A 21,194-nucleotide genomic window follows, 5' to 3' on the forward strand; every position below is an offset into this window, starting at 1 on the left:
TAATCTTATTATGATTAGTTTTGATATAAATATAACGTGAAATTCTACAATTATTGTACGAGAATTGTCTGTCAATTGTAATACAACAAAATTGTTATATAGTGCATCTTAAAAAGCCGCTTTCGAATCCGGTTTTTTCATTTGTGTAAGCCAAAATTCGACAGTATATTTGGCCTATGTACGCATTACGAATAGCAAAGATAATTCCTCAGCCCAATAATAATATTACTTTTCAGCTGGAATCTCCTGATGGCGACTATCCTCCTTATAAAGCTGGTCAATTTATTACGCTTTCCTTTTTATTTGGTGATCGGGAGGTGCGTCGTTCTTATTCTTTTAATAGTTCCCCGGATTATAACGAACCGTTAAGCATCACTGTAAAACGTGTGGAAAATGGCGAAATTTCGAGGTTGCTTCATCACACTGTTGCCGAAGGGGATATCGTTCAGGCCATGGAGCCGCAGGGGTTATTTACCTATGAGCCCGAGCAATATAAAATAAGGACTTTATTTCTTTTTGCTGCCGGTATTGGTATAACGCCTTTGTATTCGATTCTTAAAACGGCACTCCTTGTTGAAGAGAAGTCTAAGGTCGTGTTGGTGTACAGTAATCGATCTGCTGATCAGACACCCTTTCGGGAGGAATTGGAGGAATGGGCCAAGCGGTTCCCGGATCGTCTAACGATTGTCTGGATTTATTCCAACAGTAAATATCTGATGAAAGCACGGCTGAACAGGGATTATATTCTTTCCATTGTCAGGGATCATCTCGTGGGTCCAAAAGAGGATGCACTATGTTATACCTGTGGGCCGGTGATTTATATGGATTTATGTCGTTTCACACTTTTGGGAATGGGCTTTGATGCTAATCAGATCAAAAGAGAAACGTTCTTATTGCCCGAAAATGAGGAAGATGATGACGACGAATCTGAAAGGGTCGTTGATATGACCTCCTATCGGATCAAATTGCGTTTTCAAGGTGAAACCTACGATCTGGAGATTCCCTTCAATAAATCTATTTTGGATGTAGGACTTGAACATAAAATAAAACTGCCTTATTCCTGTAAGTCTGGTATGTGCAGTACCTGTATTGCACAATGTTCCAAAGGAAAAGTGAGAATGGATTACAACGAAGTGCTAACAGACCGTGAAATGGAGAATGGACGAATCCTGCTGTGTACCGGTCACCCGCTTGTGGACGGAACCGAGATCGAGGTGCTTTAAAGGGGGATCTTTACCTCGTTTATTTGATGAACTGCGGGTATTTCAGAATAATATTTCAATAAAGTAATTGATGTTGTCTATTTGTTCTGTTTGAGTCCCAATAAAAATTGCATTTCAAAGCAAATTTAGCTAAGTTTGGATATAACCGTTTTTTATATCCAACTATTATGGGAAAATTACTCTGGAGCCCGACAGAAGAGCAGCAATCTCAATCGGAGATCAATAGATTCAAACAGTATGTCGAACAGCGATATCAATTATCCTTTGCGTCTTATCACGAGCTCTGGGGATGGTCGACCGCGCATATATTAACCCGCCCCGCGGACAGCGCTAGTTTTATCGGAACGAAATGGTTCAGTGGAGCAACGTTAAACTGCGCAGAGCATGTGTTTCGTCGTGAAACGGGTACAGATACCAATGCATTTGCACATTCCTATGGGTTCCTTCATCGTTAATTTCACCACCATTACGCTACATGCATACGACGGTGGAGATGGTGAGCAAAGGAGATGTGGCCTAATGTTATTCAGTTGATTTAGGAAATCCTATTAATGATAAAACCAAACATCAGTTTGAGATACTTTTAACCAAATAACGCTAATAATGATAGATAAAACAGTAAAAAATGTACAAGAAGCCTGCAATGGCATCGAAGACGGAATGACCATAATCTTAGGTGGCTTCGGGCTTTGTGGCATTCCCGAAAATTCTATTGCCGAGCTGGTAAAAAAAGAAGTGAAAGATTTAACCTGTATTTCTAATAATGCGGGTGTGGATAATTTTGGTTTAGGCTTACTTTTACAAAAAAAGCAAATCAAAAAAATGATTTCATCTTACGTTGGCGAAAACGCCGAATTCGAAAGGCAGCTTCTAAGCGGAGAATTGGAAGTAGAACTAATCCCGCAAGGGACTTTGGCGACACGTTGTATGGCTGCAGGGTACGGAATGCCTGCCATTTATACGCCAGCAGGCGTTGGAACCGAAATAGGTGAGGGCAAAGAAGTGAGAAACTTTAAAGGCAAAGATTATCTTTTGGAATATGCTTTCGATGCCGATTTTGCTATTGTTAAAGCTTGGAAAGGCGACAAAGCAGGCAATCTTATCTTTCGTTCTACAGCTAGAAACTTTAATCCTGTAATGGCTATGGCTGGTAAAATAACCATTGCCGAAGTTGAAGAATTGGTAGAGATTGGCGAACTAAATCCAGACGAAATTCATACTCCAGGAATTTATGTTCACAGAATTTTTCAGGGAGAACATTACGAAAAGAGAATCGAGCAAAGAACCGTAAGACCTAAAAACTAAATTATGGCACTATCTAAAGAACAAATTGCACAACGTATTGCAAAAGAAATTAAAAATAATAGTTACGTTAACCTAGGTATAGGAATTCCAACTTTGGTAGCTAATTACATTCCAGAAGGCGTTAATGTGGTTTTGCAATCCGAGAATGGACTTCTGGGGATGGGGCCTTTTCCTTTTGAAGGCAGTGAAGATCCAGATTTGATTAATGCGGGCAAGCAAACCATTACCACATTGCCAGGTTCGGCAGTTTTCGATTCAGCGCTAAGTTTTGGGATGATTAGAGCCCAAAAAGTAGATTTAACCATTTTAGGTGCTATGGAAGTTTCCGAAAACGGTGATATCGCTAATTGGAAGATCCCGGGAAAAATGGTAAAAGGAATGGGTGGTGCGATGGATCTTGTCGCCTCTGCCAAAAATATTATCGTTGCCATGCAACAAGTTAATAAAAGTGGTGAAAGCAAACTTCTCCCCGAATGTACACTTCCATTAACAGGCGTAAAGTGCATAAAAAAAATTGTCACTGAATTAGGCGTTTACGAAATTCTACCAGAGGGAGGTTTCCAGCTTTTAGAAAGAGCTCCAGGTGTAAGTGTTGATGAAATAAGAACTGCAACCGCTGGAAAATTAATTGCCGATGAAAATATACCCGAAATGGTTTTTTAAGTAAAAAAATGCTACAATTAAATGGATTTGCAGCACAGTAAAACAAAGTGGGGGCTGGCTGATTTTGAAATCATCAGTAAAACATGGCGAAGATATAAACAATAAAAGGTTTGTGGAACCCTTTAAATAAAGCCCTCCTGTATCGAATGATATAGGAGGGCTATTAATTACTAGGGCAGCTATTATCTTCTGCACGTTTTTTGTATTATAGTTATACCTGAATTACACCGACGTTATACCGCTCGACTATAGGTTTTTCATTAGCGGCTTCTATGCCCATGCTGATTACCTTTCGGGTTTCCTGCGGTGCGATAATGCCGTCCACCCAGAGCCTGGCAGCAGCATAATAAGGACTTAATTGTTCATTATATCGATCTTCGATAGACTTGAGAAGGCTGTTTTTTTCTTCTTCATTGATTTCTTTCCCTTTGGCTTTTAATGCTGATTCCTGAATTTGAAATAACGTTTTACCAGCTGCAGCACCGCTCATGACAGCCATTTGGGCCGTTGGCCAGGCGTAGATCAAGCGTGGATCATAGGCCTTCCCGCACATGGCATAATTTCCCGCGCCATAGCTATTGCCTACGATGAAAGTAAATTTAGGGACAACGGAATTTGCCATCGCGTTGACCATTTTAGCACCATCTTTAATGATTCCGCCTTGCTCGGACCGACTGCCGACCATAAATCCAGTGACATCCTGAAAGAAGACAAGGGGTATATTTTGCTGGTTGCAGTTCATAATAAAGCGTGCAGCTTTGTCTGCTGAGTCACTATAAATAACACCACCCATTTGCATTTCTATCGCATTACCGGGTTTCTTAGCTTTGATAATCTCCCGTTGGTTGGCGACAATACCTACTGCCCAGCCATCTACACGTGCAAGCGCACAGACAATTGTTTTACCATAATCGGGTTTATACTCCTCCAGTGTGTCCGCATCAACAATTGCCTCGAGAATATCTTGCATCCGATAGGGTTTGGTGCGGTCCTCCGGAAGAATTTCTATAATTTTTTCGGGATCTGTTTTTGGCGGAAGGCTTTCCTTTCGGTTGAAGTTCGCTTTTGCATGACCACCGATTTTGTCAATAACATTTTTAATGGCTGTAAGACAACTCTGGTCGTCGGGGAACTTATTATCTGTAACACCCGATATTTCAGAATGTGTGGAAGCTCCACCCAGTGTCTCTGCATCTACGGTTTCACCGATAGCCGATTTAACCAGATAAGGGCCGGCTAAGAAGACCGATCCAGTACCTTCGACGATGAAAGCGTAGTCCGACATGATGGGTAAATAGGCTCCTCCAGCGACGCAGCTACCCATAATAGCGGCAATCTGCGGAATGCCCATGGAGGACATACGCGCATTATTGCGAAATATCCGCCCAAAGTGTTCTTTGTCAGGGAAAATTTCATCCTGCATCGGAAGGAAGACACCCGCGGAATCCACGAGATAGATAATCGGAAGATTATTTTCCATGGCGATTTCCTGTGCGCGCAGATTTTTCTTGGCTGAAATGGGAAACCAAGCTCCGGCTTTGACGGTCGCATCGTTTGAGACGATAACACAAAGTTTGGATTTAACGTAACCTATCACGGCGGCACAGCCTGCATTGGTACATCCGCCATGCTCAACATACATACCTTCTCCTGCAAACATGCCAATCTCAAGATACTCGCGGTCAGCATCCAGTAAGTAGGTTATTCTTTCCCAAGCCGACAGTTTACCTTTTTCTTTTAGTTTTTTGATTTTATCGATGCCACCACCGAGCTTTAGATTTTCTCTTTTTTGGTGAAGTAATGCGAGCAGCTCCTTCATAGTTTATAATTCTGGTTTAAAAAGCGATATAATTAAGAATTTCTTATTTTTAGATAAATTTAAAATAAAATTTTAGAATATTTGCAATTTTATTCCTAAATATTTTGATATATTTGAATTGTATTACCGATTGTAAATTTAATATTCATGCTTATGTTTATTGAAAATAAACAACAAATGGATATGATCAGACAAAGTGCACGTGATTTTGCACAGCATCATATCAAACCTTATGTGATGGAATGGGACGAAGCCCAGATATTTCCAATAGAAGTTTTTAAAAAATTAGGTGAACATGGTTTCATGGGCGTTATCGTTCCCGAGGAATACGGAGGTTCGGGCCTGGGGTATCAGGAGTATATCACGGTGTTGGATGAAATCTCCAAAGTTTGTGGATCGATTGGACTTTCGGTTGCGGCGCATAACTCCTTATGTACCAATCATATTTTGAGTTTTGCCAATGAAGACCAGAAGCGACGTTATCTTCCAAAGCTGGCTACAGCAGAATGGATCGGTGCCTGGGGACTTACGGAAACGGGGTCCGGTTCGGATGCCGGTGGTATGACCACCTTTGCCGAAAGGGATGGGGATTACTATGTGTTGAATGGTTCAAAGAATTTTATTACGCACGCCATTAGCTCGAGTGTTGCCGTTGTGATTGCACGCACGGGGGAAAAGGGCGATAAAAAGGGAATGTCTGCATTTATCGTTGAAAAAGACACTCCTGGCTTTACGGCAGGAAAAAAGGAGAATAAATTAGGCATGCGTGCTTCAGAAACGGCATGTCTGTTTTTTGACAACTGTAGAATACACCGCGATCAGCTGATTGGTGAGGAGGGGCAAGGATTTGTGCAGGCATTGAAACTTTTAGACGGTGGTAGGATCTCTATTGCGGCGCTTTCGCTGGGTATTGCCCGGGGAGCCTATGAATGTGCGCTAAAATATGCACATGAAAGAGAGCAATTTGGAAAGAAGATTTACGACTTTCAGGCCGTTTCATTTGCCTTGGCAGATATGGCTACTCAAGTGGAGGCCAGTGAACTACTGACCCGTCAGGCTGGTTATCTCAAAGATCATGGCGAACGTGTGTCTAAAATTGGTGCAATGGCCAAATTATATGCTTCGGAGGCAGCAGTAAGCGTTTCCAATGAAGCTGTGCAGATTTTTGGAGGGTATGGGTTTACGAAAGATTATCCCGCAGAGAAGTTCTTTCGCGATGCCAAACTCTGTACAATAGGAGAGGGGACTTCCAGCATTCAAAAGATGGTGATTGCCCGGGAAATTGAAAAAGATATTTAATTATACCGTATGAAAGATCAGGTTGTATTGGTCGATTGTCCGCGGGATGCTATACAGGGATTGCATAATTTTATTGCAACGGATAAGAAAATTAAACATATCAATAGGTTGATTGAGAGTGGTCTGTTTGATGTGATAGATTTTGGCTCCTTTGTTTCTCCGAAGGCAGTACCCCAGTTGGCTGACACCAAAGAAGTGCTGGCCGGAGTTAAAAAAGATGATCGCGTAAAGTTATTGGCAATAGTCGCCAACCTGAGGGGAGTTCAGGATGCCGTTCAGGAGGCAAAAATAGATTTGATAGGTTACCCATTTTCGATATCAGAAACCTTTCAGTTGCGGAATACGAATAAAGGACTGGAAGAATCTTATCAGCAATTGAAGGAAATGAAGGCATTGGCTGATGCCCATGGCAAGGTACTGGTCGTCTACATCAGTATGGCGTTTGGCAATCCATATAACGATCCTTGGTCTGCGGTACTGGTTGAGGAATGGATTGATAAGCTCATGCAGTTTGGTATTACGGAATTCTCCTTGGCGGATACAACTTCTGAGGCGAATGCGGCACAGATTACCGATCTCTATGGTCTTGTTCGGACGCGATATCCGCAGTTAGCCATTGGTGCACATTTTCACGCAAAACGGGAAGATAGTCTTGCGAAGGTTCGTGCGGCCTATGATGCCGGTTGCCGTAAGTTTGAAGGGGCCTTATTAGGATATGGTGGATGCCCTTTTGCCAAAGATGACCTGGTTGGAAATATCCCTTCTGAAATTTTACTGGATCTTTTCGGTCGAGGTAGCCTGACCGAAAGAGCACGCTTGGAAGACAGTTTCAGACAAATGATCTTGTAGATAAATCATGGAAAAATTAAACTTCATAAAGATACGTCGCGAACAGCATGTATTTATATTGATCCTTGCCCGGCCAGAGAAAAGGAATGCCTTTAGTCCAACAATGGTCAGTGAGATTGCTTACGCCCTGGAAGTCGCTAACAGTGATCCAGAGGTTCGTTTGGTACAGGTCGAAGCTGAGGGGCCGGTATTTTGCGCAGGGATGGATTTAAAGGCTTTCGAAGATCCTACGGTAGATATCGGAAATCCCGGTATTCCAAAAGTAGGGAAGTCGCTGGCCGAATTGTTTGCGCAGCTAAATAAGCCATCCATTTGTGTGGTTCGGGGTGACGTTATTGCGGGCGGATTTTTGATAGCACTGTCCTGTACGTATTTGTTTGCTACGCCAGATGTGCGGTTTACACTGCCTGAAGTGAAGATTGGGCTTTTTCCATTTCAGGTGCTGGCTTTGCTGCTAGAATATATGCCCGAAAGGAGAGCAATGGACCTTTGTATCCGTGGGGGATCCTTCTCCGCCGCGGAAGCCTTGGAAAAGCAGTTGCTGTATGCAGTTTTGGAACCTGGGGAAGCTGAATTGGAAGTCTTGAAAGACGCTATTGTAGCGAATGCACCCTTGGCTATTTCAAGGGGTTTTGAGGCGCTTCGTCACTTGAAAAAAAATCCGCAGGCGGATAACTATGCCTTTCTGCTGGATGAGCTCGCCAAGCTTCGCGAGACAGCCGATTTCCAGGAAGGAATGGCAGCAATGCGCGATAAACGAAAAGGGCATTGGAAGAATAGCTAATCAAAACGAACGGAAGCTTGGTCTGCTGGTCAACGGGGAAAATTCCCAGGGGATAGAACTCAGGGCAATCAGTAAAGCAAGGCCAAACCAGATTAATAGTATTTTAAAACGTCGATCATCCGTATCGGCGTTTTTGCTTTTTAGACTACCGATGAGTAGAAATATGCCCGCGAGAAGCATCATACTGCTATGCTCCATTCCAAAAAAACGAATCTGTCTCAAGTGTACGGCTGTGTTAAAATGAGTCAGAAAATACTGTGTGATCGGACTTAATATGTAGAGTATGATACCCAATAATGCCTGTGTATAAAACGTGAAAATAACCGAATTTTTTAGGAGATTATCAGTAGGGGTGAAGCTACGCTTGTTCTTTTTTTGATAAGTAAAACGTAGTAAACTACTTATAAAAATAATCAAAACAATCCATCGCCAGGTGGAATGCAGTGCCAAAATGAAAGGGTAAATCGAAGTCATCACATGGCAAAGATGCGTATAAAATGAAAAAAATCACATCAGTAGTCCGAATTTAACCGCGGTAAATAGATCGGTCTGAGAAATAAAGCGTGTGTCCGGTGTTAACATTGGTCGAAGAAATAGGGAAGTAAATAGGATAGATGTATGGTGATTTTTATGTTTATATAATCTTTTTATTCATTTGATTTTTAATTTTTTAAATTTTAATAGTGCCTCCTATTAACTTAAGGTTAATGTCGTTTTTTGGCTTACAAATGTGTTTTTTGTATTTGCAAATTGAACGGTTCGACTCAAAATTCCTATTGAATATCTCAAATTGTAACTAAGGAGACAGGGTTGAGGTGTTTATGGCTGTTTTACGTGCTTTTTAAGCGTTTTAAGCTATTTTTAGTACGCATGTGGGTGTTTTGTTGAAAAAAAATACGAACGCTTTCTACGGGGTTTATATGAGTTTTTTTTCGATGAATGTACTTTAGCTCGTAAGCCAAATCAAGTGTGATTATTCTATTTTTTTCATTATGAATTTCGCAATGTTAATATTTAATACATTATTATTCATTGTTATAAATTGTTTTATATAAAGTATTTGTTTTGTTTTTTCTTCGTGAGTTTGGGTTTTATAGGAAGTACGCCATCGATCCCCTTAAACTTTGAAAGCGTTATTTTTTTTAAAATAATTTTTGGAAACTTGGGAAATTAGTATCTATATTAGTGTATTAATTAAATAATACAGTAGTATGATTACTATCCAAAATCTAAATTTCAGTTATAGTAAATCCAGACCACTCTTTCTTCATATGGATCTCACATTGGAGCAGGGGCATATTTACGGATTACTTGGAAAGAATGGGGCGGGCAAGTCTACTTTGCTTAAGAACATGGCCGGTCTGGTGTTTCCTGTTTCGGGGCATGTCGAGGTCTTGGGGCATAACCCAAATCGACGGGAACCTTCGCTGTTGCGGGAGATCAGTTTTATTCCCGAGGAGTTTTATTTGCCCGCAGTAAAGTCGGAACAATTTTTAAAAGCCAATGCTGGTTTTTATCCAAATTTTGACCGAGAATATTTTTATCGCCTGATCAATGAGTTTGAAATTCCGGTGGAACAAAAATTGGCGGAGATGAGCTATGGCCAGAAGAAAAAATACATTATTTCCTTTGGTTTGGCTTCCAATACGAAAATCATTATCATGGATGAGCCCACAAATGGTCTGGATATTCCCTCTAAGGCACAATTTCGTAAAATTATGGCTTCGGCTATTACAGACGACCGTTGTGTAATTATCTCGACCCATCAGGTGCGTGATCTGGATAACTTGATTGATGCGGTCATTTTGCTTGATGAGCATAAGGTTGCGTTGAATGCACCCATTAACCTGATTACTGATAAACTCTGTTTCAAAAAGATGAAAGAGCTGTCTTTTGATGTGCTCCATGCGGAAGAAGCGCTTGGAGGTTTCAATGCGATTCTTCCAAATACACTGGGGGAGGATTCCAAACTAGATCTGGAGTTGCTGTTCAATGCCGTTTTGGTGCAGAAGGAAAAAATTACAAATCTTATTAAAGTCGATGAATATGTCAAACCTATTTAATACAACTCGTTTTTTTGCGCTGATCCGCAGGCAATGGATCGGTTTTGGACGAATTTATCTGATGGCAATAGGGGTGATAGCAGGCATTATATTTTGTTTTTATGCGTTCAATATCGGTGCAAATTATAATGACATAAAAAATGAATCTGTCCAAGTTTATTCGGTGTTAAACTTTAGATCACCGTTGTTTTGTGTTTTAGGGATGTTTTTTGTTACCGTAATCTCGAGTAGCTATTTTGCGGATCTCGGGAGTAAGACAAAAGCAATTTTTGAATTGATGATACCGGCCTCCCGACTGGAAAAATTTCTGGTGGGGATTTTCTATACGGTGGTCGTTAGCATCAGTTCTTACTTATTGATCTATTACCTGATCGATTTGGCCTTTGTCTCTTATTTACGTGGCTTTGGCTCAGCTATAAGAACCGAGGTAAATTCGCTTGGTGAGCAGGTTACCGTGGATTTTTGGTCATATTATTTTAGTATGGATTACCCAAGAGGAGTTTTTTATTTATGTTTTTTACCATTCTTGTTGAATGGGGTATTTTTACTGGGTGGTATTGTCTTTAAGAATTATCAATATATCAAAACAGCCATTTCACTTGTTCTTTACTGCGTGATCTGGATATGCTTTTTTGTGTACCTGATGAAAACGCAAACGGAAAACACCGTGCAGCGTATGGATGATAATTATTGGTCAGATGTCTATCACATTTTTGGTTTAATCACCGCTGCAGGAATAGTGCTCACAGTGATATTGTGGGGGCTTGCCTTTTTAAGGCTAAAAGAGAAGGAGATTTAATATGGAATTTAATGCCAACAAAGCGATTTATCTACAAATTGCGGAATATGTATGTGATCATATTTTAATGGAAACCTGGAAAACGAACGACAAGGTGCCATCCGTACGGGAACTGGCCGTTCAGCTGGAGGTGAACCCAAATACCGTTATGCGGACATACGATCTACTGCAGCAGAAGGAGATTATCGCGAATAAACGCGGGATCGGTTTCTTCCTGACCGAAGATTCTGTCAAAAAGGTTAAATCCTACAGGAAGACCATTTTTTTGGAAGAGGATCTTCCGCCTTTCTTTCGGAATATCTATTTATTGGAAATTGGTCTAAGTGAATTGGAGCAACGTTACAGACAGTTTGTTGAACAGAATTTTAATCAAAATGAATCATGAAATTAAGTACTAAATTATTGATAGGGCTCGCAATAATCCTTTTTGCCGTTCCAACATTGGTGGCCTCTTATATTGTCAGGACCAATCGGGTAGATACAAACGTCTATCATGCGGAGATGGACAAAGAAGTGTCAAGCGCAGATGCAAAGGATGTTTATTTTCGATCCTTCCCAGTCGGGAAATTTGACAAGCTTCAGCTACTCGGTTCGGATGCGAGGGGGATAAATCTGTACCTGGTAAAAAGCGATAAGTTTCTGGTAAAGATCAATAAGAGCCAGGCTGATTTTGTAAAGGCAAAGGTGGATGGAGACGGGTTCCTTTCCCTGGATTTTTTGGAGGGCGGTGATCGATATTACAAATCTGTTTATGTTTTTGCGCCGGATCTGAGCCTATTAAAATTGCAAAATACCGGTGTGAATGAATTCTCGGCGAAGCTGGATAAAATTACCATTGTCGGTGATAGCATTGAAAGTCTTTCATTAAGCGGAGAAACTGCGATAAATACGCTTAATTTGATTTTGACAAACTCGCATATCGAAGATTTTGGATACCGCGATGACAAAAATACGGCGCCTGTCAATCATTTATTCGTTGAGGCAACGAATACGATGCTGGGATTGCCACGTGTTGATTACAAGACAGCTCATATTTTTGCTAAGAATTCGGAGATCTATTTCAATAGAAAGGGTGATAAGTCCAAAGTTGATGTGTTGGATATCAAGACGGAAGGGGTATCTTCTGTTCGGCTGGATAGCTTGCAGTGGAACACATTGCAAGGAAATCTATCAAACGATACGAAAATAGATTTGCCCGTGCATGCGCTACGGGGTCTGATCAAATAGCAAGATTTTCTAATTTTGTTGTGGGTATCTGGTAAAAAAGGTCAACATTCCCTCCGTGGGAATGTTGACCTTTTTTTGTATTAACGATTATGGGGTGATGCTCGGTACAACTTGTTGGTCACTTGTGATACCGGGGGGCAGTTCGATGAGTTTGAAATTACGGAAGTGAATCTCTGATCCTTCAGATTCGAGACAGAGGTAGCCTTTTTTTATGGTTGAATTACGTAGGCCATTGACAAATTTTCCATTGACCGCTAATTTAATGGTGCCATCAATACATACAATGGTGTATTTGTTCCATTCGCCTTTTCCCTTAGCTCTATTTTCAATGGACTTGCTGCGTGTGCCTCTGGGATTGTCCGGAACTGTTGTGACACCGCCTACACCAAAAAGCTCGCCATGTACATAGGCGATCGGTGCCTGTTTTCCATCCATAAGGTTTTGATTTACCCAATCTAATTCGAGCATTTGTACTTCGACGCCTCCAGGAAGTCTACCCGACGGGTCGGGTTTTGCGTCTGACCAGACGAAAATTCCTGAATTACCGCCCGCATACTGATGGTTCCATTCAACCTCAATCATAAAGTTTTCATACTGCTTTGTGGAGCGTATAACACCTATTGGTTTTCCTTTGCAGATGAGCAGATCTTTCTTGATAAGCCAAGTGTCCGGATCCGTATTGACATTGATCCAATGTATTGTTTTTGAGTTTTTCTTATTTGATATCCAATCTTCCCATTGGATTTCCTGACCAAAATCGAATAAGGTTTTGGTTTGCGCTATGAGGTTGCTATTGTTAAGCAATAAGATGCTAAAAATAGTATAAATAAGTCTTTTCATCAGGTTTTATTACTTAACTAAATTTCGTCTTCCCCGGAATGGCAATTGGCGGACCATCGACATTGAGTTCCCAATTATAGGAAGCTAATTCAGGACCAAGGTTTTCTTTTGAATTCATTACTTGGTCAAATGTCAAATTTTGGCCTGTATAGCCGGCCATTCGCGCCCATATCGCCAAGAGGGTGCTGTTGCTCATCCATTCGCCATCGTTGATTGGTTTGTTACTTCGTATTGACGCAAACAACTCATCATGTTGTGTCTGGTACATGTTGTTTTTTGTACCGGTGTAGTCCCAGCCTATTTTCCCGGATATGGTATGCTTTCCGCCGATCACGACTTCAGCGACACCCTCGGTTCCGAGCATACTTACCGAGTTTCTTGGCGTGGTTCCGGCTTGTTGTCGACAGAAGTGCGTTCCGATTGCGCCATTTGCATATTTAAATTCAATGGCAAAATGATCATAGATATTTCCATACTTTGGATCTATGCGGACTTGTCGGCCTCCTGTACCCATTGCGGAGATGGGCATGACATCGCCCATGGCCCAAGACATCATGTCTAGACTATGTACGGCCTGTTCTACAATAAAATCACCCGAAAGCCAGTTGTAATAAAACCAATTTCTCATTTGCTGCGTCATTTTATTCCATTCCGGGCGAGGTTCGATATAAGTTGCTTCACCGCCGTACCGAAATGTGCTGACTGATTTTACCTGGCCTATCGCTCCTTCCAGTACCTTGGTAAATGTAGCCCGGTTTGGGAGGTCGTAACGGAAGCAAAAACCAGAGACAAGCGATAAATTTAATTCCTTAGCTTTTTTTACCGACTGTTGGACGCTGTGTAATCCGGGGATATCGACCGCCATCGGTTTTTCACAGAAGATGTGTTTTTTTGCTTGAACGGCAGCTTTTAAATGAAGTGGTCTAAATGCTGGGGGCGAGGTTAGCAAGACGACATCCACATCACTATTGATGACTTTTTCGTATGCGTCGAATCCCAAAAATTTGTTTCCTTTGTCTATTTTTACCTGTTTCGGACGGACTTCCATTAAAGCAGCGTAAGATTCATCCATGCGATCCTGAAAAACATCTGCCATTGCAGTAATCTGGCAGTTCGGGTCGGCCTGTAAAGCTTGTATGGCTGCACCGGTACCCCTGCCGCCACAGCCTATTAATCCTACTTTAATAATCTGATCTTTGGATTGATCCGTAAAAGATAGCAGGGTAGAGGTCGGTAGTGAAGTTCCGAGCGCAATAATACTGGATTTTTTCAGGAAGGACCTTCTTGAATTGTGTTCTGGGTGGTTATCCGAATGAAGTGACATTTTTATATTTTATGGTTATGAATATAATTATAATAAGATAAAGTGTTTGTTACAAGACTGTTTTATGCAATTGATGTAAAAATCTTGTTATTTATTCCCGGGATGCAGAAGTTGATTTTCGGTGTTCTATTTGGCAGTCCAAAAAATAAGTCTCAAACTCAAAATAATTTTTTTTGTTTCTTTTTTTTAGCATTTCCAGTAACAGTTCCACTGATTTATCAGCCATGAGGCGTGTGGGCTGAGTAATCGTTGTCAAAGACGGGTTCAGGCTATTCGCAAAGGGCGTGTTGCTGAATCCGATTAAATTCATGTTTTCAGGAATCTTTACCTTAAGTTTATTTAAAATATGTAAGACCTTTAATGATAGCGTGTCGGTGGTAGATAGAAGTGCGTCTGGAGGGACTGGGCTGCTTAATAAAGCGCTTATTTTTCGTTCGAGTTCCGCATCAATATCATCTTTAGGGCTTGAATAGGATATTTCAACAATATTATCTTCGTTGTAGGGAATAGAGCTGTTAAAAAGGGCATCTTTATAGCCTTTAATTCTAGTGGCATTTCCTCCGATATCTTTACAGAGTAACAGAATAATGTTTTTGCGACCGTTTTTTATCATTTCCGCCGTGGCCTGATAAATCACTTTGTTATTCTGTATACCGATCTTAAAGGTATCAAGTTGGTGATTTATTCGGTCAAATATAATGATCGGACATATTTGGTCCATGATGTACATTAACAACGATAGGCTGGAATCATTTTTTACAGGAGAAATAATGATACCATCAATATTATTCTGCACACAGAGTTCCAATGCTTCTTTTTCCTTTTTCTCGTCGTTGAAGGTCTGTAATAAAATTAATTGGTAATTTGTTTGTGATAAGATAAGTGAGATTTCTTCATAAAAATCAAAGAAGAATGAGCTAGAAATAAAAGGGACAATAATAGCCAAGGTATTTGAACGTCCTGTTTTCAGGCTTTTGGCAGAAAAGTTTGGTATATAGTTAATCTTTTTGGTGTAAGCTAGAATCATTCTTTTTGTTTCCGCACTGATTTCATGACTATCGTTAAGCGCCTTGGAAATGGTGCCCGGTGAAAGGTTTAATTGCTTTCCAATCTCTTTTAAGGTGACTCTTTTCATGTTCTCTTTCCTCTCCGTTTCTTATAATCGTTCCCGCTCCATTCACTACGGAATAGAGATCGAATTGTTTTTATGCATGCTGCTTAGCAGGTCTAATTGTATTCAGATGATGAATTATTAAATTATAAAGATAAGATAAAAAAAAGGTTTTCAAATGGAGATCGTAAAAACCAATAATAATTCCCTGAAAAGGGCTTATTTGAAGAATTTGATAAATCGGGAGAGGAAATACCGAAGACTGACAATGATGTAAAGGAGGGGTTTTTCATATCCATTTCAAACTGCGATAGACTATGGTAATTTAATGTCAATCTCTTAAAAGTTCAAAAGGAAAATTAAACGCAACTTCTGTGTCAAATCGAGCTATATTATCGCTATCCGTATCTAGTTTATCGGTTACGTATTCGAATTCTCCATTCATTCTTTTGAGATCAAAAGCAACGGATATACGTTAATCATTTGTATAAATTATATCAACGATGGTGTTTCCTTGAGGATATTTGGTCGAATGCCAAGGACGATCGGTCAAATGCCAAGGACGATAGGTCAAATACTGAGAACGATTGATCAAATGTTGAGAACAATTGATCAAATGCTGAGAGCGATTGGTCAAATGCTGAGAACGATTGGTCAAGATGACGAAAACGATTGATCAAACGCTGAGAACGATTGCTCGAATGCTGAGAACGATTGATCAAATGCTGAGAACGATTGATCAAATGCTGAGAACGATTGATCAAATGCTGAGAACGATTGATCAAATGTTGAGAACCATTGCTCGAATGCTGAGAACGATTGATCAAATGCTGAGAACGATTGCTCGAATGCTGAGAACGATTGATCAAATGCTGAGAACGATTGCTCGAATGCTGAGAACGATTGATCAAATGTTGAGAACGATTGCTCAAATGCTGAGAACGTTTTGTTCATCTCTCCTCAGCAACGGTAAGTGTTTGCTTACCATTAAAATGTCCCATTAATGGGGTGTAGGCCCATATTTCCTTCTGATTTTGGCTGTTGGGTGTCAAAATCGGCAATAAAAAGTTCTGTTCTGCCGAAAAGTTGGCCGATTATACCCCGGGGTTTATAAATCTCATTTTGTAGATTTGAGACCGTTTAAAAAAGAAAAGCCAATCTTGCGATTAGCTTTTTTCTGTGGTACCGCTTGGATTGGCTCAGCCTCACAGTTTCTGTGCACATCCCTGGGCCTCCGACGGATCGAACCATGCGAAAATCATTGTTTAACAATATTTTGAGGGGGGTATGTCATCGGAATCCCGAATAACGCACCTTTTTTAATACATTTTAACTGCAATGCGGTATTTAGATATACATTTTTTTATTTACATGCAGATTATGATGATGGTATTTAGCATTAAAAATTATACAAAAAAAGTGTAACAAATCTATTGCGTATAGTTGTGTTGTAATATATTTTTTGCTCATTTTGGAATATTAATTCAATAGATAAATAAAGTTATTATGAAAAGATTAAGCTTAAAAACCTGAAAGCGGTGTCCACTCAAGTGAATGAATTGCAAAACCTCGATTCAATTAAGATGGAACAATGGCAGGATGTCGCGTCGTTTCAGGTCCTATGTTACATCCTCAAGACAAACGAATTCAGCACAAATACAGTTCAGAATGATGTCTGTTAAACTATCTTAATCTGGTGTTTTTTCTTTTATATTTATCTTTTTCAATTAAGTCGTCGCATGTCGCCTTTCAAATTTTTATCATTTATTATTTTTAATATTCTCTTATATTCTTGTACGAATAATACCGAACAGCAGCCTCCCCGCGTTTTCTTGAGCGAGAACTTTTCATACTCAGAATTGAGCAATGAAACGAAAGAAATATTGGAATTATGGCGGCCTTATCTCGATTCCCTGATAAAAAACGACAAATTTAATATCGACTCATCTGTATGGGATACGGAAATTGACCCCATAGGTGGTATAGAGTTATACTATCATATAAAACAACAAGAGGCCGAGCCAATAAATGCTGAAATATTAAATATCCAAAAATTGGATTCAAATAAATATTCTGTAAAGACAGCATTTTATAATCTCTCTGGATTTGGAAGGTCAAAGAACTCAAGCCTTAACTGTATTTATGATATTATAATAAAGAAAAAAGGAAAGGCTTTTAAAGTGTATAACTTTTTATCAGAATACACCGAAGATTGGTCTAGGAAAGAGGTTGGCAATATTGTATACCATTATACTCCTTCATACTCCTTCAATCTGGGTAAAGCTAAAATAATGAGCGAGTACTGTGATTCTCTAGCGAAATTTTTCGCAACGGAGTCCCCTAAAATCAACTATTATATTTTCAAAAATTCTCAAGAGACGTTTCACTCTATGGGATTTTTATATAACAGAGATATGTACGATACTTATCAAATATTCGGCCGGACTGATCCAAATAGAAATATAGTATATTGTGGCAATAATTCAGAAATCTTTCCCCATGAGATAGTCCATCTTTATACCCACAAATATTACAGCACCCTACATAGCTTCTTTGACGAAGGACTAGCAGAGTATCTTGATTTTTCTATTCAAGCGGAAAAAATAGGCAAAAGAAAAGTAATTGCAAACTATCTTAACAACAACCCACAGATCAATCTTTCTAATATTTTGGAATTAGAAGACCGAATTGGTAATGGAACTAGTTATAAATATGACATTTCATGTTTATTGGTGGAAAAACTTTTAGAAAAAGATCCTAAGCAGGCTCTCCATAAAATTTTAAATGGAGGAACTAAGGATGAGGATTTTTACTTTACAGTTACCTCTATTTTAGATATAGAAAAGCGAGAAATAAATAATACAATTAGAGGGTGGTTGACCAATTACTAGAAAATTATGGAAATTCTAAAAACAATGGATCGCTACATCGATTTTCAAGCAAAAAAAATATGACCTTAATCGGAGGAAAAGAATCTGGCTTAACTAAGGCTGTCGAAACAGCAATCCTATAAATGTTCGTTTTTGAACACAAGATGTTCAGAATCGTACTGTTAATATTGGATAGTAAACATTAACTGGTTGTCCCTTAGGTAGTATACTAAATGGTGCAGTATTTGGTGTTGACTATCTACGTAAATCTCCAATTGGTACATGAAAAAAAATTGTCGGGATTTCGGGAATCTATCTTTAACTAGGAGCCTGACCTATATTTAGGAAAAGGCTCTTAGTTCTATAAATTTAGACCTGCTCCACAGCCCATTTGGGCCTTACAGATCTTAGTTTGATAAATTGATCGGATCAGGATGTGAAAGCTTTGCTCTTAGCTGAGAACAGACTAATGCATATCGGCCGTAGAGGCTTGTCTCGCTGCGCCTGTCCGCCACAACGTCCGATTTTTTCCAACAGACTGCTTCGTTTCTCATAGCCAGTTGGGAAATTTTCCCTGCGCCATTCTCGCTTTTGGCTGATTACGATGAATTTCTAGGTGTCATTCTGGGCTTTCTCCTTCGCCTTTTCATCGTATCAAGCTAATAACAACAGCATTTGTCACGATCAATGACCAGGATTAGCATCTTGGCTATTGTGGTTGGAGTCCATGTGCCAAAGAGATGCTAAATCAGATGGGACTTAAGGAATTCTATTAGGGATGCGTAGTGTTTTGCCTCTTTAGTTACACCATTATCATCAATGTACACCCCGTACTTTTTCGCTTCTACATTACGGATTTTTTGTTTAAGGTTGGCTTGTATATAAATCCGAGTACCTTTATCTTGGTTGTCCCGGATCAATAGATTGTATTCGAGAATATCTACTTCTAACTTTGTAAATACCTTGCTGTTATCCTTGACTATTTTACACTGTATAAGCCCAGAATCTTTATCCGCCGAAAGGACAAAATAATCGCTCGAAAGCAGAAGATGTAAAACGTTCTCAAAGGTTGTACCTTGATTGACTGAGGGTAGGTCTATAACGTAATTTTTGTTTGTTTGGGCATGGGAAATTCCCAATCCAATAAAAAGGATAAAAAATAATAATCTTAATTCTTTCATGCTTTATGATATTAAGAAGTTGGCGCTACCAACTCGATCATATAAATATAGAAAAATATTTGTTTAGATTTTTGTCAAGAGTTGTTGTTTAAACATAGAAGAAACAACGGTTTAAGAAAGTTATCAACAGTTACGAGAAATTGGTCTTTTATTTGGTAAATCCTTATATTAGATTAATTATAATCCTGGATAGCGCAAAACTATTTATTCGCCACTCATTAAGTTTAACTTCAATAGTATTATATGTTACGAATAGTTGCTTTAATTGTCATTTTATTTTTTTCCTGCGGGGGACCTTCTAATAAAGAACCCCGATCAACAACTATGGGCGATTCCGTTAAAAAAGATCTTGTAACAGAAGATAAGGATTTGTCATGTGTGCAACTGGTATCTGATCTTGTAGCGTCCAGCAATGCTATTTCATTGAATAATTTTGGCAACGACCTCGTAAAAGCCCGGATTGCGTATACGACACCCGATAAAGCAACAATTAAACTTTATGTTGTGAATAATATCTCTGAAACACCTGCTGAAGAGCGGCTGGTAGAAAGTGCAGTAGGGTGGCTAGAGTTTTACAGGCAAACAGGAAGGCTTGTGGACATTACCAATGACCCTGATGAGCCGCTGGTCTTAAATTACGATAAAACCATTCTCGCGGGGCATGATCTATTCAAATTATGCAGTCCGGAGGCTGCTGTCGCTAAGCCTGGTACAAGTTATGAACAAAGAGATGTGATGCTAACACATGACATCAGGTTTAATGGAAAACTGAAACGGTTTTTTACAATGACAGAGTTTGAAAAAGTATTTGGCAAGCCCGACAGCATACAATTACTGAAAAATGAAGTCCCCTGTGTTACCATCTTTGGCACCGAAGCCCCTGATGATGCATATTTATACAAAAGTGGCTCACGTTTTGAAACCAATAAGGACAGCGTGGCTGTTGATGAGTTTTGGTTTCTGAACGAGATTTCATCACCTATAAAGGTGTTCGGATAGATGCCAATACCGCGATGGATAATATCAAACGATTGTTCCCGACCGCTGTTAGCGGAAGACTGGGTATGGACAAGGGGGGGGCTCTGGGTAATCCAATTAAGAGAGGATCATGAAGGGATTTCTGACGGGCATATCAAACTGTTTTTTAATAATGAGAAAGTAGCCTTTATGCACTGGTGGCTTCCCTGCTAGAAACTATTAATCAATTAGTCTTAAAAAAATCAAAAATGATAGACATCGTAAAACATATTAAAAATCACACAGAAAACTTACACAAAGGTTTTAAAAATCTATCCGTTGAACAAGTGAAGCAATTAAAGCTAATGGCGCTGGTTTTCTATTTTAAGTTACCTCGATGGCAATTGGTGATCGAACAGTATATAAAATCTCCTATTGACAAAGAAAAGCTGATAGACGATATTATTAAAGAATCTACAACCAGCTATCAGGAAATTATGGAAAAAAGCACTACTGAAGTAGACGAATATGCGGATGACTATGAAGAACTGGAGCAGATACCAATTTTCATATTGGATGCTTTTGATAATGCTGTGGCTGACAACAAAAATAAGGAAAGCCTAGTTGCGCTTTTTCTTGGTATTATAGACACGCTGGACCATTACGAAAATTTCTCAGAGGAACCCAGGTATTGGAATCAAATATTAGAAGAGGAGGTTGCTTTTCAATCCGAATTGTTAATGCAATTACAATCAAAGGTTCAACCAAATATTTCGATTTATGAAGATCGATACAAAATGGTTGAATTTCCTGACCTAGAAGCATAAACCTATAATATAGGAATATGCAAGGTTCATCAATAATTAAGCATATGTATTGA

At 39.5% G+C, this 21,194-nt stretch carries 21 protein-coding genes; 14 read left to right on the forward strand and 7 right to left on the reverse strand.

The window, feature by feature from the left end:
• Positions 1-176 precede the first annotated feature (176 nt).
• The 4 genes from G6053_RS09595 to G6053_RS09610 all read left to right on the forward strand — a co-directional run bounded on the left by G6053_RS09595 (position 177) and on the right by G6053_RS09610 (position 3,191).
• Positions 177-1,223 (forward strand): ferredoxin--NADP reductase, encoded by a 1,047-nt coding sequence (locus G6053_RS09595; protein WP_165306300.1) that lies wholly within the window; start codon positions 177-179, stop codon positions 1,221-1,223.
• A 167-nt stretch (positions 1,224-1,390) separates the two neighbouring features.
• Positions 1,391-1,678: a hypothetical protein gene (locus tag G6053_RS30750; RefSeq protein WP_241254969.1), complete on the forward strand. Its 288-nt coding sequence runs from the start codon at positions 1,391-1,393 to the stop codon at positions 1,676-1,678.
• A gap of 148 nt (positions 1,679-1,826) precedes the next feature.
• Entirely contained in the window at positions 1,827-2,528 is a 702-nt protein-coding gene (locus G6053_RS09605; protein WP_165306301.1) for a CoA transferase subunit A, read from the forward strand.
• 3 nt (positions 2,529-2,531) lie between these two features.
• A complete protein-coding gene (locus G6053_RS09610; RefSeq protein ID WP_108632302.1) occupies positions 2,532-3,191 on the forward strand; it encodes a 3-oxoacid CoA-transferase subunit B in 660 nt (219 codons plus the stop codon).
• A gap of 211 nt (positions 3,192-3,402) precedes the next feature.
• Here G6053_RS09610 and G6053_RS09615 read toward each other — a convergent pair whose 3' ends face one another.
• A complete protein-coding gene (locus tag G6053_RS09615) occupies positions 3,403-5,010 on the reverse strand; it encodes an acyl-CoA carboxylase subunit beta (protein ID WP_108632301.1) in 1,608 nt (535 codons plus the stop codon).
• Between the two features lie 153 nt (positions 5,011-5,163).
• Here G6053_RS09615 and G6053_RS09620 point away from each other — a divergent pair, with 153 nt between their 5' ends.
• The 3 genes from G6053_RS09620 to G6053_RS09630 are packed head-to-tail and all read left to right on the forward strand — an operon-like array spanning position 5,164 to position 7,942.
• Entirely contained in the window at positions 5,164-6,309 is a 1,146-nt protein-coding gene (locus G6053_RS09620; RefSeq protein ID WP_108632300.1) for an acyl-CoA dehydrogenase family protein, read from the forward strand.
• A gap of 9 nt (positions 6,310-6,318) precedes the next feature.
• Complete coding sequence (locus G6053_RS09625; RefSeq protein ID WP_108632299.1) at positions 6,319-7,158, forward strand: hydroxymethylglutaryl-CoA lyase; 840 nt, start codon at positions 6,319-6,321, stop codon at positions 7,156-7,158.
• Positions 7,159-7,165: 7 nt separating this feature from the next.
• Positions 7,166-7,942 carry an enoyl-CoA hydratase-related protein gene (locus G6053_RS09630; protein WP_108632298.1) on the forward strand — a complete coding sequence of 259 codons (777 nt, stop codon included), beginning with the start codon at positions 7,166-7,168 and terminating at the stop codon, positions 7,940-7,942.
• Here the strand turns inward: G6053_RS09630 and G6053_RS09635 are convergent, their stop codons facing one another.
• Positions 7,943-8,416, reverse strand: a complete 474-nt coding sequence (locus G6053_RS09635) for a hypothetical protein (protein ID WP_108632297.1) — start codon at positions 8,414-8,416, stop codon at positions 7,943-7,945.
• 737 nt (positions 8,417-9,153) lie between these two features.
• Between G6053_RS09635 and G6053_RS09640 the strand changes: the two genes are divergently transcribed.
• Genes G6053_RS09640 through G6053_RS09655 form a run of 4 tightly spaced genes read left to right on the forward strand, consistent with a single transcriptional unit; the run spans position 9,154 to position 12,031 of the window.
• Positions 9,154-10,005 carry an ABC transporter ATP-binding protein gene (locus tag G6053_RS09640; RefSeq protein ID WP_165306302.1) on the forward strand — a complete coding sequence of 284 codons (852 nt, stop codon included), beginning with the start codon at positions 9,154-9,156 and terminating at the stop codon, positions 10,003-10,005.
• The gene (locus G6053_RS09645; protein ID WP_165306303.1) at positions 9,989-10,804 is read left to right on the forward strand and encodes a hypothetical protein; all 816 of its coding nucleotides are present in this window, start codon (positions 9,989-9,991) and stop codon (positions 10,802-10,804) included. The genes G6053_RS09640 and G6053_RS09645 overlap by 17 nt, the downstream gene beginning before the upstream one ends.
• A 1-nt stretch (position 10,805) precedes the next feature.
• Positions 10,806-11,189 (forward strand): GntR family transcriptional regulator, encoded by a 384-nt coding sequence (locus G6053_RS09650; protein WP_108632294.1) that lies wholly within the window; start codon positions 10,806-10,808, stop codon positions 11,187-11,189.
• Entirely contained in the window at positions 11,186-12,031 is an 846-nt protein-coding gene (locus tag G6053_RS09655; protein WP_165306304.1) for a hypothetical protein, read from the forward strand. Before G6053_RS09650 ends, G6053_RS09655 begins: the two co-directional genes overlap by 4 nt.
• Before the next feature lie 87 nt (positions 12,032-12,118).
• On the opposite strand, the gene G6053_RS09660 is transcribed toward G6053_RS09655, so the two are convergent.
• The 4 genes from G6053_RS09660 to G6053_RS09675 form a co-directional block, all read right to left on the reverse strand.
• Positions 12,119-12,871: a DUF1080 domain-containing protein gene (locus G6053_RS09660; protein ID WP_165306305.1), complete on the reverse strand. Its 753-nt coding sequence runs from the start codon at positions 12,869-12,871 to the stop codon at positions 12,119-12,121.
• A gap of 13 nt (positions 12,872-12,884) precedes the next feature.
• Positions 12,885-14,195, reverse strand: a complete 1,311-nt coding sequence (locus G6053_RS09665) for a Gfo/Idh/MocA family oxidoreductase (protein WP_165306306.1) — start codon at positions 14,193-14,195, stop codon at positions 12,885-12,887.
• A gap of 91 nt (positions 14,196-14,286) precedes the next feature.
• Positions 14,287-15,330, reverse strand: a complete 1,044-nt coding sequence (locus tag G6053_RS09670) for a LacI family DNA-binding transcriptional regulator (protein WP_165306307.1) — start codon at positions 15,328-15,330, stop codon at positions 14,287-14,289.
• A gap of 630 nt (positions 15,331-15,960) precedes the next feature.
• Positions 15,961-16,260 carry a hypothetical protein gene (locus G6053_RS09675; protein ID WP_165306308.1) on the reverse strand — a complete coding sequence of 100 codons (300 nt, stop codon included), beginning with the start codon at positions 16,258-16,260 and terminating at the stop codon, positions 15,961-15,963.
• Between the two features lie 905 nt (positions 16,261-17,165).
• Here G6053_RS09675 and G6053_RS09680 point away from each other — a divergent pair.
• Positions 17,166-18,197: a hypothetical protein gene (locus tag G6053_RS09680; protein ID WP_165306309.1), complete on the forward strand. Its 1,032-nt coding sequence runs from the start codon at positions 17,166-17,168 to the stop codon at positions 18,195-18,197.
• A gap of 722 nt (positions 18,198-18,919) precedes the next feature.
• Here G6053_RS09680 and G6053_RS09685 read toward each other — a convergent pair.
• On the reverse strand, positions 18,920-19,357 hold the full coding sequence (locus G6053_RS09685; protein ID WP_165306310.1) for a hypothetical protein: 438 nt from the start codon (positions 19,355-19,357) through the stop codon (positions 18,920-18,922).
• A gap of 243 nt (positions 19,358-19,600) precedes the next feature.
• On the opposite strand from G6053_RS09685, the gene G6053_RS09690 reads away from it, so the two are divergent.
• Both G6053_RS09690 and G6053_RS09695 read left to right on the forward strand, forming a co-directional pair.
• Complete coding sequence (locus G6053_RS09690; RefSeq protein ID WP_165306311.1) at positions 19,601-20,356, forward strand: hypothetical protein; 756 nt, start codon at positions 19,601-19,603, stop codon at positions 20,354-20,356.
• Positions 20,357-20,583: 227 nt separating this feature from the next.
• Positions 20,584-21,141 (forward strand): hypothetical protein, encoded by a 558-nt coding sequence (locus G6053_RS09695; RefSeq protein WP_165306312.1) that lies wholly within the window; start codon positions 20,584-20,586, stop codon positions 21,139-21,141.
• Positions 21,142-21,194: the final 53 nt, after the last annotated feature.

This window comes from Sphingobacterium sp. DR205, assembly GCF_011064245.1.
GTDB classification, from domain to species: domain Bacteria; phylum Bacteroidota; class Bacteroidia; order Sphingobacteriales; family Sphingobacteriaceae; genus Sphingobacterium; species Sphingobacterium athyrii.